Origin of the sequence: Terrisporobacter petrolearius (genome assembly GCF_020748185.1) — a bacterium.
GTDB lineage: Bacteria > Bacillota > Clostridia > Peptostreptococcales > Peptostreptococcaceae > Terrisporobacter > Terrisporobacter petrolearius.
Genome location: NZ_JAHZMO010000012.1, coordinates 42,757 through 60,518, shown reverse-complemented (window position 1 = coordinate 60,518; position 17,762 = coordinate 42,757). Strand labels below are relative to the sequence as shown.

At 29.4% G+C, this 17,762-nt stretch carries 15 protein-coding genes and 1 riboswitch; of the genes, 1 reads left to right on the top strand and 14 read right to left on the bottom strand.

The features are described 5' to 3' along the window. Positions 1 to 365: 365 nt before the first annotated feature. From K0040_RS09340 to K0040_RS09300, 9 genes are all read right to left on the bottom strand, one after another. Positions 366 to 1,100 (bottom strand): cell division protein FtsQ/DivIB, encoded by a 735-nt coding sequence (locus K0040_RS09340; RefSeq protein WP_228108627.1) that lies wholly within the window; start codon positions 1,098 to 1,100, stop codon positions 366 to 368. A gap of 124 nt (positions 1,101 to 1,224) precedes the next feature. Next, positions 1,225 to 2,475: a UDP-N-acetylglucosamine 1-carboxyvinyltransferase gene (gene murA / locus K0040_RS09335; RefSeq protein ID WP_228108626.1), complete on the bottom strand. Its 1,251-nt coding sequence runs from the start codon at positions 2,473 to 2,475 to the stop codon at positions 1,225 to 1,227. A 68-nt stretch (positions 2,476 to 2,543) separates the two neighbouring features. Beyond that, complete coding sequence (murG, locus tag K0040_RS09330) at positions 2,544 to 3,761, bottom strand: undecaprenyldiphospho-muramoylpentapeptide beta-N-acetylglucosaminyltransferase (protein ID WP_074915177.1); 1,218 nt, start codon at positions 3,759 to 3,761, stop codon at positions 2,544 to 2,546. 14 nt (positions 3,762 to 3,775) lie between these two features. Beyond that, positions 3,776 to 4,906 (bottom strand): stage V sporulation protein E, encoded by a 1,131-nt coding sequence (gene spoVE, locus K0040_RS09325; RefSeq protein ID WP_083399237.1) that lies wholly within the window; start codon positions 4,904 to 4,906, stop codon positions 3,776 to 3,778. 44 nt (positions 4,907 to 4,950) lie between these two features. After that, complete coding sequence (gene murD, locus K0040_RS09320; RefSeq protein ID WP_074915175.1) at positions 4,951 to 6,309, bottom strand: UDP-N-acetylmuramoyl-L-alanine--D-glutamate ligase; 1,359 nt, start codon at positions 6,307 to 6,309, stop codon at positions 4,951 to 4,953. 18 nt (positions 6,310 to 6,327) lie between these two features. After that, entirely contained in the window at positions 6,328 to 7,293 is a 966-nt protein-coding gene (mraY, locus tag K0040_RS09315; protein ID WP_026255033.1) for a phospho-N-acetylmuramoyl-pentapeptide-transferase, read from the bottom strand. A 36-nt stretch (positions 7,294 to 7,329) separates the two neighbouring features. Then, positions 7,330 to 8,706, bottom strand: coding sequence for a UDP-N-acetylmuramoyl-tripeptide--D-alanyl-D-alanine ligase (locus K0040_RS09310; protein WP_228108625.1), 1,377 nt, complete (start codon positions 8,704 to 8,706; stop codon positions 7,330 to 7,332). 142 nt (positions 8,707 to 8,848) lie between these two features. Beyond that, positions 8,849 to 10,828, bottom strand: coding sequence for a stage V sporulation protein D (locus tag K0040_RS09305; RefSeq protein WP_228108624.1), 1,980 nt, complete (start codon positions 10,826 to 10,828; stop codon positions 8,849 to 8,851). Positions 10,829 to 10,843: 15 nt separating this feature from the next. Then, complete coding sequence (locus K0040_RS09300; protein WP_148556226.1) at positions 10,844 to 11,191, bottom strand: hypothetical protein; 348 nt, start codon at positions 11,189 to 11,191, stop codon at positions 10,844 to 10,846. A 346-nt stretch (positions 11,192 to 11,537) separates the two neighbouring features. Here K0040_RS09300 and K0040_RS09295 point away from each other — a divergent pair, with 346 nt between their 5' ends. Further along, positions 11,538 to 11,972, top strand: coding sequence for a hypothetical protein (locus tag K0040_RS09295; protein WP_228108623.1), 435 nt, complete (start codon positions 11,538 to 11,540; stop codon positions 11,970 to 11,972). 59 nt (positions 11,973 to 12,031) lie between these two features. On the opposite strand, the gene K0040_RS09290 is transcribed toward K0040_RS09295, so the two are convergent. The 5 genes from K0040_RS09290 to K0040_RS09270 form a co-directional block, all read right to left on the bottom strand. Next, entirely contained in the window at positions 12,032 to 13,384 is a 1,353-nt protein-coding gene (locus K0040_RS09290) for an MATE family efflux transporter (protein WP_228108622.1), read from the bottom strand. A gap of 128 nt (positions 13,385 to 13,512) precedes the next feature. After that, positions 13,513 to 14,790 carry an O-acetylhomoserine aminocarboxypropyltransferase/cysteine synthase family protein gene (locus tag K0040_RS09285; protein ID WP_228108621.1) on the bottom strand — a complete coding sequence of 426 codons (1,278 nt, stop codon included), beginning with the start codon at positions 14,788 to 14,790 and terminating at the stop codon, positions 13,513 to 13,515. A gap of 134 nt (positions 14,791 to 14,924) precedes the next feature. Further along, positions 14,925 to 15,025: riboswitch (SAM riboswitch) on the bottom strand. Between the two features lie 62 nt (positions 15,026 to 15,087). After that, positions 15,088 to 16,026, bottom strand: a complete 939-nt coding sequence (gene rsmH, locus K0040_RS09280; protein WP_206924096.1) for a 16S rRNA (cytosine(1402)-N(4))-methyltransferase RsmH — start codon at positions 16,024 to 16,026, stop codon at positions 15,088 to 15,090. 33 nt (positions 16,027 to 16,059) lie between these two features. Further along, positions 16,060 to 16,788: a prolipoprotein diacylglyceryl transferase gene (gene lgt / locus K0040_RS09275; protein WP_228108620.1), complete on the bottom strand. Its 729-nt coding sequence runs from the start codon at positions 16,786 to 16,788 to the stop codon at positions 16,060 to 16,062. A gap of 11 nt (positions 16,789 to 16,799) precedes the next feature. Beyond that, on the bottom strand, positions 16,800 to 17,582 hold the full coding sequence (locus tag K0040_RS09270; RefSeq protein ID WP_228108619.1) for a tyrosine-protein phosphatase: 783 nt from the start codon (positions 17,580 to 17,582) through the stop codon (positions 16,800 to 16,802). Positions 17,583 to 17,762 lie beyond the last annotated feature (180 nt).

Sequence of the window (17,762 nt, the reverse complement as noted above, 5' to 3'; positions counted from 1 at the left end):
TACTATCTTATTCCATAAAAATACCAATTTTTACTCTTTTTATTAAACGTGTATAATAGATTTTTAACAATATGTTCTGTATTTCTGTATATTGTCAAATAATATGTATAAATATTCTTTAAAATAATATAATATAAAAGCGTCTTATTCTCTATATTATTATACTCTTAATAGCAATGATTTGAAAATAGATATTTCCTAATTTTATGAAAAATTTCAAATATTTATCTATTATGACTGTGAAAACATTTTTTGTCGTTAGTTTGCAACATTTATCTACTTTAAATTTTACTGTGAAACTGCATTAATATTCAAGTGATTTTTCATAATATTAATGCTTTTTTTCTATTTTTTTAATAATTTTATTAATTTGAATAGGGACTATACAGTAAATAATTGTCATAAGTAAAATCCACCTTGCCATAAAGTTCTTTTCTATTTTGCAAATCTATCATTACTTTACTAAGCTTTACTATGTTTTTTTCTATATTATTATCCTTATTAAGGCATATAGTGAGCCCTGTTTTACCCTTCATAATAATTTCTTTTCCTTTTGTAAAATTAACGGTTTTAATTTGTAATAATATGTTTTCTTCATCTAGATTTTTATACAGTCTTATAAGTTTATTCTTATCATTTTCATTGTCAAATTTCAACATTTTGTTATTTAATGTATAAGAAATAGTAAAAATTAAGTCATCATTTTTTATTTCTTTTAATTCATCTACAAGTTTTCCCTGATCATCTATATAACAATAAGACTTGCCGTTATACAAGGGCCCAATAATATTCTTTTCTTTTACATTCACTATAAGCTTGTTCGGTATCTTTCTTTTAATCTCACAATCTTTAACATAGGTACTTTTTTTAACTCGATTCTCTAAATTTTTTAAATCATAGAAAAAAATATTCTTATTTTCCTCTAAATTTAATAGGTTATTAACATCCTCTTTTGATAAATACTTATTGTTATTTATCACCACTTGTTTTAAAAAAAAGAAGTCACTCTTTAAGAAGAAACATGTTCCTAATGTTAATAGCAAAGAAAAAAATAAAATTCCCATAAGTTTATTAGTATTTATCTTTCTTCTTTTTCTCAAACACATCCCTCCTTAATTTTTTATTATATATAAAATACTTCTTTTGCTCTTAAAACTCCTACAAAAGTTTTTCATTTTAATTAGCAAATTATTACAAAAAAATATAAAAGGTCCAAAAGACCCTTTATATTTTCCTAATTTCTCCTCCTAAGTTGTTTAATATGCCTTCTATATTTTCATATCCTCTTTCCACATGATATATATTACTAATTTCGCTTTCTCCCTCAGCAGCAAGTGCTGCTAAAATTAAAGCTGCTCCACCTCTTAAATCCGGCGATTTAGTTTTAGCACCATATAATTTATTGACTCCATTTACTTTGCATAAATGAGTACTTATTATCTCAGTGTTTGCCCCCATTTTATTAAGTTCACTGCAATGCATAAAACGATTTTCAAAAATCGTCTCATAAAAAATATTATTTTTATCACTCAATGTCATAAGAGCCATCATTTGTGCTTGCATATCCGTTGGGAAATTAGGATGGATATCTGTTTTTAAAAAGTTTATAGCTTTAATTTTCTTTGGTGAAGTTAAAATGAGGCCTTCCTTAGTATATTCAATATTACATCCTGCCTTTATTAGCGTATTATTTATAGGTTCCATATGTCTTCTTACTATTTTGTCTACTTCTAAACAACCTCCCGTAATTGCACTCGCTACCATATAAGTCCCTATGGCAATCCTATCAGGAATAACAGAATGTTCAACTTTACCTAATTTATCCACGCCTTGTATTTCTATGAAATCACTTCCTGCTCCACTAACCTTGCCTCCCATTTTATTCACGTAATCTTGAAGGTCTTCTATCTCCGGTTCCTTTGCTGCATTATATATTCTAGTTGTTCCTTTTGCTTTAACCGCTGCCAAAATAATATTCTCAGTAGCACCAACGCTAGGACTTTCAAGTATTATATCGTGTCCTATAATTTCTTTTCTTTCACAGTTTATAATAGAGCCTTCTTCTATTTTCACTCCTAATTTTCTCAAAGAGTTTAGATGTAAGTCTATGGGTCTTTTCCCTATTGCGCAACCCCCTGGCTCATATATTTTAACATGTTCTAATCTACTAATCATAGCTCCAAGTACAATAATAGATGATCTCATTTTCTTGACATATGCCTCATCTATTTCGTTGGATGTCAGATTAGAGCTATCTATTACTAATACATGGTCATTAAAATCAATTTTACACCCTATGCTTTTCAATATATCTATCATTGTATATACGTCAGCTATCAATGGAGCGTTATGAATAATATTAACATTTCCATTCAATAAGGATGCAGCCATTAATGGTAAAATGGAGTTTTTCGCCCCTTTTATACTTAAGGTTCCGTGTATTTTGTTTCCACCAGTTATTAGATATTTAGACAAAATGAACCCCCCTAATCATAATATTAAATCCCTTATTATTAAATATTATGAGTTAGAGGGGGTATATGTTACTTTTTCTTTATTCCTATTGTTTTTATTTCCTTTACTTCCTCACTAGCCTTTATTTCTTTAGCTACTTCTTTTGATTCTTTCTTTTCTTTTTTTGAAATATTATTTTGTTGCTTTTCATTATATGCTTTCATAATTTCATCATATATTAAATCTATTGCTTGAGGTTTACCAATAGATTTACTTGCATTTGCCATATCTATAAGTAATTCTCTATCTCCTAGTAATTTAAATACTACTTCATTTAATTTTTCAGGAGTTAAATCTTTTTCTAATATAGCAATTCCTGCACCTTGAGATTCTATACTCTTAGCATTATATTCTTGATGATTTTCAGCAGTATAAGCCTTCGGTATTATAATAGATGGTTTTCCAAGGGCCGTTATCTCTGCTAAAGATATTGCACCAGCACTTCCTATTACAATATCACTTGCAGATAGTCCATCTGCCATATTATCCAAATAAGGCATTACTCTTTGATAAGGTTTTAAAGAAACGTCTCCTAAAGACTCCATAAATTCATCATAATATAGTTTTCCAGTTGCAAATATAAATGCAATGTCTTCTTTTACCATATTTTTTATTACAAGTCTCATTGCATCATTAATTTCTTCTGATCCACCACTACCACCATAGCAAAGAACCATTTTTTTATCTTCACTTATTCCAAGTTTTTTTCTTGAAGTTGATTTTCTTGATTGTAATATTTCTTTTCTTACTGGATTTCCTGTAAGAACTAGCTTATTTCTACTTTCTTCTGGAAATCTTTCATGAGAATCTTCAAAACTTGTAAGAACTCTTGTAACTACTTTAGAAAGTATTTTATTTGTTACTCCAGGGAATGAGTTTTGCTCATGAACTATTGTTACAGTTTTATTTAAAGCTGAGTTAAATAAAACTGGTCCACTAACATATCCACCAGTTCCTATTACTATATCTGGTTTATATTTTTTAACTATTCTTCTAGATTGTTCTAACCCCTTACATAGTTTAAATACTCGTTTTACATTTTCAAAATCTATTTTTCTTCTAAATCCTTGTACTGTTACAGTTTTTAACTCATATCCGTATTTTGGAACTATTTCTGATTCTATACCTTTTTCTGTTCCTACAAATAATATCTCACAATCAGGATTTTCTTCTTTTATTTTGTTAGCGATTGCTATTGCTGGATAAACGTGTCCTCCCGTTCCTCCGCCTGATAGTAATACCTTCATTGTATCATCTCCTGTTATTTAATCTTGACATGTTTTGAGATGTTTAACACTATTCCTATTTCCCCCATAAGCATGGTCAGCGAGGTTCCTCCATAACTTATAAATGGCAGGGCTACCCCTGTGTTTGGCATAGTAGATGTGGCAACAGCAATATTCAATGCTGCTTGAATACCTATTAAAGCTCCTATACCTATTACTAACATACAAGCAAATATGTCTTCACATTTTAGAGCTATACGAACACATCTATAAACTAGTAATATAAATAACATAATTACTAAGATACATCCTATTAAGCCCAATTCTTCACCTATTATGGCAAATATAAAATCATTTTGTGGTTCTGGTATGTAAAAATATTTTTGTTTACTTTTCCCTAGACCTAGGCCAAATAATCCTCCTGATCCTAATGCATATAAGCTTTGTATGACCTGATACCCAGCTCCTAGTGGATCTTGAAACGGATCTAAAAAGGAAGTAATACGTTTTAATCTATAAGGTTCTATCATTACTAGAAGACCAAATAGCGCCACTCCTGATAAGCCCATAACGCCAACAAATTTCATATTCATTCCTGCTACAAACAGCATAACAAAGGTTACAAGTATTACTGTACCAGCTGTAGACATGTTAGGTTCAAGCATTATTAATACAAATATTAGCATAGGCATAAACAAAAGCGGTAAAACACCTTTTGTCAAAGATTTTATTTTATCGTATCGTTTTTCTATTAGTTTTGCTGTAAACACAACACAAGCAAATTTAGCTATATCTGATGGCTGGAAAGTTGCTCCTCCAACACCTAGCCATCTCTTAGCACCATTAGCTTCAATACCAAGAGGTGTTAAAACTAAAAGTAAAAATATAATGGCAACTATACAAATAGGTGTTGCATATTTTTTCCAAAGTTTATAATCAACATTGGAAAGAACCATCATTCCTATAAATCCCAGTGTTGCATAAATTAAATCTCTTTTTAAAAAGAAATAGGGATCATTATGTTTAAATGAAGATTGAATATAACTTGCACTAAACACCATGATGATCCCAAAAAATACTAAAATCATGGTAGTATAAAATACTACTGAATCAAAATCAGTCTTCATCCCCCTGTCAATTTGCTTTTTTAAAATTTTACTAGGCATCTGATAGACTACCCTCCATTTCGCAGTAAATTGCTTTGAAGGAGTTATTTTAAGTTGTTAACATTATCTTTGAAGTCGCGTCCTCTCACTTCAAAACTTTTGTACATATCCCAACTTGCACAAGCAGGAGATAAAAGAACAACATCTCCACTTTCAGCTAGGTTATAAGAAGCTTCTACAGCTTCTTTCATATTATTAACTTTAATTATAGTTTTATAATCTTTTTCTTTAGCACATTTTTCAATTGTACTAGAAGTTTCACCCATTAAGACTAGGGCTTTAATATTTTCTTTTCCTACTTCTAAAAGCTCACTAAAATCACTTTCTTTATTGTATCCACCAGCTATTAGTATGATTGGATTTTCATAAGAAGTTATTGCCTTAACAGTTGAATCTGGATTAGTTCCCTTAGAGTCATTTACAAATATAATATCATTTAATGTTCTAACATATTCTAATCTATGTTCTACAGCTTTAAATGTTTTTAATACATGCTTTAAAGTTTCTAAATCCACATTGCATACGTAAGACATAGCAATAGCAGCCATGCAATTTTCTAGGTTATGTCCTCCTGGTAAACTAAGCTCTTTTTTATTTAATAAAACAATTTTTTTATCTATATGAATAACTATATTGTTGTTTTCGTCTAAATATACACCTTTATCAAGTTTTTCTTTTCTTGAGAAAAATATTACTTGGCCATTACAATTAGACTCTAGACTTCTAACTTCTTTATCGTCATAATTTAATATTGCGAAATCACTTTTATCTTGGTTTTTAAATATATTAGCTTTAGCAGCTATATAATTTTCCATAGTATGATGTCTATTTAAGTGATCTGGAGAAAAATTCAATATTGATGCAACTTTAGGTTTAAAGTCAACAATACTTTCCAACTGGAATGAGCTTAGCTCTGTTATTAAATATGAATCTTCAGTTGTAGTTTCTACTGTGTCTACAACAGGATTTCCAATGTTTCCCACTATATATGTGTCCTTATTGTCTGATTTAAATATTTCCCCTACTAAAGATGTTGTAGTCGTTTTTCCATTTGTTCCAGTTATACCTACAAATACAGGATTTTTAGAGAGTCTATAAGCAAGCTCTACTTCTCCTATTATCTCTATATTATTTTCTTTTAGTTTTAATATAAAAGGCAAGTCTAAAGGTACTCCAGGAGACACAACTGCTAAGTCTATATGGTCTACGTTTTCTGGATGATATCCAAGAATATACTGAGCATTTTTTATATCTTTTAATTCTAGTAAAATATCTTTTAATTTTTCTTCATCTTTTATATCATTAACTATTATATTTGCTTCTAGTTTGTTTAATAATTTAATTGTTGAAACACCTGTTTTAGCTAACCCAACAAGTAAAATATTTTTATTTTTTAGGTTCATTGTTTTCCCCCCTAGTGATTAGAATACTGCAATTATTCCTATCCATGCTAATACTACTGTAGTTATCCAAAATATAAATACAACTCTAGTTTCTGGCCATCCACATTGTTCAAAATGGTGATGTATTGGCGCCATTTTAAATATTCTTTTACCAGTTAATTTAAATGATACAACTTGTAATATTACTGATATAGCCTCTGCAAAATAAATACCTCCTACTATTGGTATTAAAAGTACTGAGTTTGTTAATACTGCAAAAGCTACTACCGCTCCTCCTAAGGCCATAGAACCAGTATCCCCCATAAATACTTTAGCAGGATATGAATTGAATCCTAAGAACCCTAAACAAGCTCCCCCAGTAGCTGCTGCAAGTATTGCAACATCACTGTTACCTATTGTTGTTGCCAACATCATAAAGAATGCTGATACTATTAAAGTCACTCCTGATGCTAGACCATCTAAACCATCAGTTAAGTTTACAGCATTTACTGTTCCTATTATAATAAACATCATTATTGGTACATACAAAGGTCCTAAGTTTATTACATAATCAGTAAATGGAACCATTATTTGAGTTGCACTTGGTGATGCACTGTATTGATAATAAGCAACAAATAATGCAAGAGCAAATTGTAATACAATTTTTTGATATGCTTTTAGTCCTAAAGATCTTTTCATTTTAATTTTAATAAAATCGTCTAAGAATCCTACAAATCCAAATCCTGTTATACATATTAGTCCTACTAATAAGTCCCTATCTATTTTTGCTCTTGTTAGTCCAGTAATAAGAATAGCTATTATCATTATTACTCCACCCATAGTTGGTGTTCCATTTTTTAGTAAATGAGTTTGTGGTCCATCATCCCTAACCGTTTGACCAAATTTAAATTTTGCTAACATTGGTATAAATATTGGTCCTAATATAACTACTATTAAAAATGCGATTATCGCTGTATACGTAAGCTGTGTTATTCCTAACATAATATAAAACTCCTCTCCCTAGTTCGCTAATTATTTTGTCTATTTATTAAGATGTTCAACAACCTTTTCTAGATGCATTCCTCTTGATGCCTTAACTAAAATAGTGTCATTTTCTTTTATGATATCATCTAGCTTTTTAATTGCTTCTTCTTTTGTTTCAAAATGATAAAGATTGTCAGGGTTCATATTATTTTCTTTTAATTCTTTTACTATAAACTCTGAATCCTTTCCTATTGATATTAATATATCCACATTGTTTAAAGCTGCTTTTCCTACTTGTCTATGCCCAAATTCTGCAAATTCACCCATTTCAAACATATCTCCAAGTATTGCTACTCTTCTGCTTTTATATCTTCCAAGAATATTTAATGCAGCCGTCATAGAATCTATGCTTGCATTATAAACTGAGTCAATTATAGTTAAATTATTACTTTTTATTATGTCTAACCTATTTTTTGTGCATTGGAAATTTTTTAAACCATCTTTTATTTCCTCTAATGTCATATTCAGATTAATTCCTACTAATATTGCTGCCATAGCATTATATATATTATGTTTTCCAACTGTTGGAATGAAAAACTCTTCTCTTTTCCCATCAATAACTGCTACGAAATTTATGTTGTCTTCATCCATTTCAAAAGATTCACAGTATATATCGTTATCTTTTTCAAATCCAAAAGTTTTTAGTTTATAAAATAAATGTTTATCCTTTAAAGTTTTTAAACAATCATCATCTCCATTAACTATTAATAAAGAATCCTTATCAAAGTTTGTTGTTATTTCCATTTTTGCTTTAAAAATACCATCTCTACTTCCTAGATGTTCCACATGAGAATATCCAATATTAGAAATTATACCTATTTGCGGATTAACGATATTTACCAGGTATTCAATTTCATTAAACCCACTCATTCCCATTTCTATTACTGCACATTCATGTTCTTTATTTAAATTAAATAAAGTTAAAGGCACTCCAAATTGGTTGTTTAAGTTTCCTACATTTTTTAGTGAGTTATATTTTGCACTAATAGTAGAATATACCATATCTCTAGTAGTTGTTTTTCCCACACTACCCGTAACGGCTATGAACGGTATTTCAAATTTTTTCTTATAAAGTCTAGCAATATCACCAAAAGCTACTTCCGTGTTGTTTACTTCTATTACATTAATTTCTTTATTCTCTATGTCAACGTTGTTATCTTTATTTTTTATAATAGTTTTACAGCCTTGATTTATAGCTAAATTAATGAAATCATGCCCATCTAAGTTTTCTCCAACTATAGCAACAAAAGCATTTTCTTTACTTGCTTTTCTACTGTCTATTACTATATCATTTACTAAAATTTCTTCGCTACACTTAGAAACTAGCTGTCCTTCACTAGCAAGTATTAACTCTTTTATAGTTAAATATTCCATTTTAACCTCCTTATTCATTTTTAATTTAATACTTATCTTTATAAAAGGCAATGCATTACATACATTGCCTTTTATATATTTATCTTAATAATTATATACCATATTAACTTTTTTTTGAAGATATTTATAAGTTTCTGTAATATTAATTATCAAAATAAATGGATATCAAAGAGCCTTCATTTACACTAACTCCAGGTTTTGGGAACATATCTTTAATAATAGTTCCTTCCTTTATATCTATATCATTATCAATATTAGCTTCTAATTTAGACTCTTCTAAGGCTTTTGTAGCATCTTCTATACTTAGACCTCTAACATCAGGCACTTTCACTTTATTTTTTATATTTTCGTTTTTTTCTTCTTCAGTATACTTTGGCTCTACACCAAGATATTTTAGTGTATTGCCCATTACTTCTTTTATAATTGGTCCTGCTGTTGTTGATCCAAATTGCATAACATTTGTAGGTTCGTCAACTATAGCAAGTACTACAATTTGCGGATCGTCAGCTGGTGCCATTCCAATAAAAGAACATACATAATGCCCTTGAGCGTAAGACCCATCTATAACCTTTTGTGCAGTTCCAGTTTTTCCACCTAATCTATATCCTGGTAAATACGCTATTTTACCACCACCTTCTGTTACAACAGATTCCATTATTTCTCTCATTTGTTCAGATGTTTCTTTTGAAATAACTTGTTTTACTTGTACTGGATCTACTTTCTTCGTTATATTTCCTTTATTATCTGTATATGCCTTTACTAATCTTGGTTCCATTCTATTTCCATCATTTACTATAGAACATACTGCTGTAATAAGTTGTATAGGTGTTAAAGATATAGACTGACCAAATGATATAGTTGCCAGTTCAACAGGCCCAACATCCTTTTCATTGTACATTATACTTCCTGCTTCACCCGGTAAGTCTATTCCTGTTTTTTTATTTAAACCAAATGCGTCTATGTAATTATACATTTTTGAAACGCCAAGTCTTCTACCCACTTCAACAAAAACTGGGTTACAAGAGTTTTGAACACCTTGTTTAAAGGTTTCTGAGCCATGAGGCCTATAAGATCTCCAACATTTTATTTTTTGTCCTTCAACCATGACATTTCCGCTACAAGTAAATTTATCATCTTGCTTAACGACACCTTCTTCTAGTCCTGCAGAAGAAGTTATAAGTTTAAATGTTGAGCCTGGTTCATATGTATCACTTATAGCTGTATTTCTCCACATAGTTGAATATGCTTTTATTTTTTCATTATCATTTTTACATTGTTCTAGTAGCTCTTCATATGCAGGGTAAATTGCTTTTGTAGGAGTGTTCGGATCATAATCTGGTTTTTTTACCATTGCTTTTAACTCTCCTGTTTTAGGATCCATAGCAATTATAGTTACTTTACTTGCGTTGTTTTCTTCATAAGCCTTTTGAGCCGCTTTTTCACAATAATGTTGTATTACTTCATCCACAGTTAGCACTAATCCATTTCCTGTTGTTGGCTCATAATATTGTTCAGAACCTTGAGGTATTTCTTTTCCCGCTGCATCAGTGCTTACGATTAGCTTTCCTGCTGTTCCTTTAAGCACATTATCATACTTTAATTCTATTCCTGCTACACCTGATGAATCTGAAGAGGTATGACCAAGAACGTAAGATGCAAAGTTTCCATATGGATAGTATCTTTGATTGTCTTCAGCAACCCATATCCCCGATAATCCTGCTTTAGTAATTTTATCTGCTATATCATCATCTATCCATCTTTTTACTTTGACTAGAGCCATGTTTTTCTTGCTAACTTTTTTGTATACATCATCATATTTTTCATCCAATATTTTTGCCAATTCTTCAGAGGTTTTTTTTGCATCTTTTACTTCAACCGGCTTACACCACACTGTATATTTTGTAACACTTACTGCCAATTCTTTCATATTTGTATCATATATGGTTCCCCTTTTAGCCTCTATAGGTATCTCCCTTGTTTGCTGTTCTGATGCCTTTGTACTAAGCCACTCTCCTTTAATTAGTTGTAAATATCCTATTCTAAATACCAATGCTAAAAATAGAGAACAAGCCAACACCATTACTATAACTAATCTTTTTCTGCTGTTTATTTTTATTTTCATTAACAACCTCCCTTTCTAATCCTTTAAGTCAATATATCTCATTTGACTTTCATTAGGGTAATCCATTTTTAACTTTTCTTTTGCATTTTCTTCTATATTAGTAATGCTAGAATTCTCTAATTTATCCATTTTTAATCCATCTAAAGCTATCTCTTCTTTTCTTAATTGTTTTTTCAATGTATTAATTTCATACTTGTAATTCGATACAATAGCATTACCACATAAGTTTATGATGATTATTGACACTACAGGAAATGCAAACAAAATAGGCTTAGCTACTCTTTTTATTTTTCTCTTTCTATATCTATTCTTTTTTCTCTTTTTATATTCATTTATGTTCTTTACTCTTTCCTTTTTATTCAAAAAATCACCTCCGCCTTGTGTTGTATATACATATTTAGTTTTTTTGTGTCTGCCTTCCTTTAATGACTTATACAAAAATTCATACATAAAATATTATGAATTTTTATATGTAGAACATTTTTTCAAAAAATTTATACTTTCTTTTATTTTTTTGAAGTATTAAATAGAATTAAATATGTTCATTTCCTTTATATTTTTAATAAATTAATCTATACTTAAATTAATTAAAGCCTGAGAAGAATTAAGTTCTTAGTTTTCATATAAAAATTCTAAGAACAGGTTAAAGAATTATAAGATAAGAAATATATAAATAAATTTTTTTATGCTTTAATAAAGGGAGGAATATATGAAAAAGATATTATTATTGATAATACTAATATCAACTGCTATTATTTTTTATGGTTGTAATAAAAATTCAAATGAAGACATCCCTATTTCTTTGCCTTCTGTAGATATAAATTCATTGAATAATAAAGAAATATTAGATGTAATATATGGCAGTAATTTAGAGGAGGGCGTTTATCAGATAACAACAAAAAATAATAGTTATATATTTTTTAAAGGTGTCGAAAATGAATATATTGATGTAGGATTACACCTTGAAGATAAAATGCTTATAATAAATTGTAATACTACTTCCTCTTCAGAAGAAACAAGAAAACTGTATGTTATAAAAGAAAAAGGTTCAACTTCATCAAGAGATAAGAATATATTTTTCGATACAATAATGCTAAAAATAAATAATAAAGAAATTCCATTTAATTCGGTATATCTTTTATAATGAAAGTGATTAATTATGAATTTCTATTATCTAAAAAAGCTCATTATATAATGAGCTTTTTATATTTCATGTAATTTCCACTTGTTTCCCTTATATCTAGTAATAAAGCACACCACTCTAAATATCCAATCTATACTCATGGCTACCCATACACCAAAAACTCCCATATTCATATATCTTCCCAATACATAACTAAAGCCAATTCTAAAAATCCACATGGATAAAATAGATACTGTCATACAGAATTTAACATCATTTGCTGCACGAAGAGTATTTGGAAGAACAAAAGAAATTGTCCATATTATAATTGATATTATTCCATGATATAAAATAATATCTTTTGAAATTGTTGCTGTATAATCAGATAAATTATATGCATTTAGAATTAATGGCATGCTTATAAATGTAAGCATTACAGCTAAGGATATGCATAAAGTGCTTATCTTAACTAATTTTTTTGTATAATGTTTTGTTTGATTGTAATCTCCTGCACCTATACATTGAGATGTTACAGAAAGAGTAGCTTGGCTAATTGCCATACCAGGTATTATCTGAAAAAGTCCAACAGCATTTGCCACAGCATTTGCTGCAATAGCTGCTGTTCCAAAAGTTGCAATTAAATTTAATACAATAATTTTTCCAAGTTGAAACATTCCATTTTCCAAACCATTTGGAATACCAATATGAAGTATTTTTCTAATTAATATTCTATCAAATTTCATACACATTTTTTTTGATAAATGAATTTGCAAATTATCATTTTTTATTAATATAAAAATTACTACAGCTGATACAGCCCTAGAAAACACTGTAGGTATGGCTGCACCCGCAATTCCCATTTTAAAAACATAAATTAGAAAATAGTTCCCTATTAAGTTTATCAAATTCATCATAATTGATATTTTCATTGTGATTTTTGAATTTCCCATAGTTCGAAATAAAGCTGCCCCACCATTGTATATTGCTATGAAAGGAATTGACATAAATACTATAGTCAAATAAGTATTAGAGTAGTTCATAACATCTTGTTCTATATTTCCAAATACTATATTAAGAATAAAATACTTGCATAAATACCCGATTACCATTGTAGTTATAGAGCTTAAAAAAAGAAAAAGAATGAGTTGATCAGCACTCTTGCATGCATTGTCTTCATTTTTCTGTCCTAAATATTGGCCTGCTACAACTGCACCTCCTGTAGCAAGAGCTGTAAATATATTTATTATAAGGATATTTATACTATCCACTAAAGATACTGCCGATACTGCAGCTTCCCCTATACTGGCTATCATTATTGAATCTACTAACCCTACAGTTACTAGTAAAAATTGCTCTATTATCAAGGGAAAAATAAGTTTATATAAATTTTTATCTGAGAATAAATATTCCCGTGTTTTTTGAGTAATTTCCATGTAAGTCCCCCCTTATGACATTCATCAATAATTATAACAGATATTTAATTTATATTCAGAAGTTGAAAATAATGATTTTACATTATAAAAAAGAAAGATGATGTTGGTCATCTTTCTTTTTTATTTTTCTATTTTGATGCTTTTTCTAAAGCTTGATTTAAATCCCAAATTAAGTCATCTATATCTTCAATTCCTACAGAAACTCTTATCATATCTGGCGTAACTCCCGCAAGTTTTTGTTCTTCTTCATTTAATTGAGCATGAGTTGTACTAGCTGGATGAATTACAAGTGATTTGGCATCTGCTACATTAGCAAGATGAGAAAAAATTTGAAGAGATTCTATAAACTTAATGCCTGCATCTAGTCCTCCTTTTATTCCAAAAGTAAATATAGATCCTGGCCCTTTTGGTAAATACTTTTGACCTAAATCATAATATTTATTTTCTTTTAAACCTGGATAGTTTACCCATGCTACTTGAGGATGATCATTTAAAAATTCTGTGATTTTCTTAGTATTTTCCACATGTTTTTCAACTCTTAAGGATAAAGTTTCCAGCCCCAATAATAATTGGAATGCACTTTGTGCACTTAGACAAGCTCCTGTATCTCTTAAATATTGAGCCAGAAGCTTTGTAGTATAAGCTACTTTTCCACAATCTTTAGCATTATAAGATAAATCTGGTTCTGTTAAACATGGGAATTTCCCACTTTTTATCCAATCAAAATTCCCACTATCAACAACTACTCCACCTAAAGTCGTCCCATGTCCCCCAATAAATTTTGTAGCTGAATGAACAACAATATCAACTCCATAATCAAATACGTTTATTAAGTAAGGTGTTCCAAAAGTATTATCTAACATAAATGGAATTTTGGCCTCATGAGATATTTGTGCAATTTTTTCTATATCAATAATATTTATACCTGGGTTGCCTATAGTTTCTGCATAAACTAATCTTGTTTTATCATTTATTGCACCTTTAAAACTTTCTGGATCATCAGGATTTACAAAACGAGTTTTAATACCTAATTTAGGTAGCATATTCGCTAATAAATTAAATGTTCCACCATATATTGTTGGTGCAGCAACTATTTCATCACCAGCTTGAAGTATATTTAATATAGCAGCATTAATAGCTCCCATTCCAGAAGCAAAGGCTACAGCGCCTACTCCCCCCTCAAGTAAAGCCATTCTCTCCTCAAATACTGCCACAGTTGGATTTGATATCCTTGAATAAATATGTCCTTTTGTTTTTAGTGCAAATAAATCTGCTCCATGTTCCACACTTTGAAAGCAATAAGAAGTTGTTTGATAAATTGGAACTGCTCTAGCTCCTGTTGTAGAATCCACTTGTTGTCCTCCATGAATTTGTAGTGTGGAAAAACCTAACTTTCTTTCACTCATTGTTTATATCCCCCTTGTTATTTAATATAAATAATATTAAACAATATATAAAAAACCTTACAAATTGTATCTTATCAAATAAAAAAGGTTCTTTTATCTTGAAGATAAAAGAACCTTAATAATCTAAGATTTCTCTCTTATCTTTCTTATGTTTCCATAAGTAGGATTTAGCACCTATCTAATATAGGTTGCTGGACTTCTTCGGGCCTATTCCCTCCATCGCTCTTGATAAGATTTTTTATTATTAATTTAATAAGTTAATTGTATATATGTTTTTATTCATATGCAACAAGAAAATTATTTTTTTTGGGCTACTCTAAGTTTTGCACTTCTCGACCTTGGATTTCTTTCAATTTCTTCATCACTAGGAATTATTGGTTTTCTTGTTATAATCTTAACTTCTGACTTTTTATCACATTGACAAATTGGAAGCTCTGGTGGACAGACACAACTTAAAGCTAAATCTTTAAATTCATTTTTTACTATCCTATCTTCTAATGAATGGAAGGTAATTATACAAACCCTTCCTCCTTTATTCATTATAGAAACAGCATCTTCAATCATTTTGTTTATTACACCAAGTTCGTTATTTACTTCAATTCTTATAGCTTGGAAAGTTCTCTTTGCTGGATGTGGTCCATCTATTCTAGCTTTTTTAGGTATTGCTTTTTTGATAACATCAACAAGCTCACCTGTTTTTTCTATTGGGCCATTTGCTTCTCTTTCTTCCACTATAAATTTAGCAATTCTCTTGGCCCAATTATCCTCGCCATAATCTCTGATTATCTTAGCTAATTGTTCTTCACTATAAGTGTTTACCACATCATAAGCAGAAAAATCTTTTCTAACGTCCATTCTCATATCTAGTGGTGCATCATGCATATAAGAAAAACCTCTATCAGCCTCATCAAGTTGATGAGAAGATACGCCTAAGTCAGCAAGTACTCCATCTATTTTATAAACACCTATTTTTTCTAATTCTGATTTAATATTTTCAAAATTACTGTGTACAAACTTCACTCTATCTGAATACTCAGATAGTCTTTCTTTTGCCGTTGCTATGGCATTTTTATCTTGATCAAACCCAATAAATAAACCTTTATCAGATAATCTCTTTACTATTTCTTTTGAATGACCTGCTCCACCCATGGTACAGTCCACATAAACTCCATCTTCTTTTATGTCTAAATTTTCAATACATTCATCTAGTAGTACTGATACATGATTAAATTCCATTTTTTCTTCTCCTTAAGAGTTACTAGTTAGCCTCTATTTTTTCTTCTTTGATAATATTTTATGTAAAATAACACAAACTATAATCGTTCCTAAACTTATTACTTGAGCCATTCTAAGCGGACCAATCATAAGTGAATCTGTTCTAAGTCCTTCTATAAAAAATCTTCCTAATGAATATAAAATTAAATAGAATATAGCTAATTGACCCTCATATTTTTTCTTCTTTCTAAAGCACCACAAAAATATGAATATACCTAAATCCCAGATAGATTCATATAAAAACGTAGGATGAACTCTAATGCCATCAACAATTATTCCCCAAGGTAAAGACGTTGGTTCTCCATGTGCTTCTCCATTTATAAAGTTCCCCCATCTTCCTATAGCTTGCCCTAAAGGTATACCAATCATTACAGTATCAGCCATCTTAAAGAAATTAATTTTTTTAATTTTAGTATATATGAATCCAGCTAATATACCACCAATTAAAGCTCCATGTATGGCCATCCCTCCACCTCTGAAATTTAATATTTCAGATAAGTTATTAGAATACCAAGACCAATTAAAAGCAACATAATAAAGTCTAGCACCAATTAAACCACAAGGTATTGCTATTATGGCTAAGTTTAGCAAATCATCTTCACTTATGTTTACTCTTTTTCCTTCCTTTAGCGCTATAAATACACATATTATCATAGCTATTGCCATTAATACCCCATACCACATTACATCTAAACCAAATATTGTGAATGCCACTCTATCCATTATTTCACCTCTTATAATTTAAATAGTCTTTTAAAAAATCCTTTTTTCTTTACTTCTTCTTTATAAGGTTTTGACAAATATAAATCTTCATTATTTATTATTGCATTATTATTTTTAATAAATAAATTATCTGCCATTTCTTTTGAATATTTTTCACACACGTATTTGTATGCATCTAAAAATATTGGTGTTCTTCTTTTGCTACGATGAGCATCTGTTCCTACAATATGAACCATATTTCGGCTTATTAGTGTATTACAAGTCCTTTGTAATTCTTTTCCACTTTTGCCTAAAATACTATGAGAGTTTATTTGTATTATAGCTCCAGCTTCAATAACCTCATATATTAACTCAGGATTTTCTTGAACTTCTCTATATCTTTCCACATGTGCAAAAACTGGTATGTAGTTTTTTTCTTTTAATTCATATACTATATTGCATAAGTCATTTGGAAAATTTGTAGGAGGAAGTTCGATAAGTATGTATCTACTATTATTTAAAGTATAAAAATCTAATTCATCAATTTGTTTTATTAAATCATTAGTATAGTAAATTTCATTCCCAATTAACACTTCAATATCTATCATATTTTCTCTTAAAACATTATTAAAATCTTTTAGCTCTTTTAATAGTTCTTCGCCTTTTTTGTACCTGAAATCTGGATGATAATGTGATGTATTAACAATTTTTTTTATACCTTGTTCTCTAGCTATTAAAGCCATTTCTATAGACTCATTTAAGCTTCTAGAACCATCATCTACTTCAGGCAAAATGTGGCAATGTATATCAATCATAAAACATAGCCTCCTTCTACCCTAAACAATTATCCTTTTCATTTTTTATTATATCAGTTTCTTAATAATAAAAAAACAGAATGCCTTAATTATAATTAATTAATAAATATTTTACAATGAAAAAAGGATAATTATCCTTAATTTTAACTAAAATTATTTCTTTAATCAAAATCAACTAAC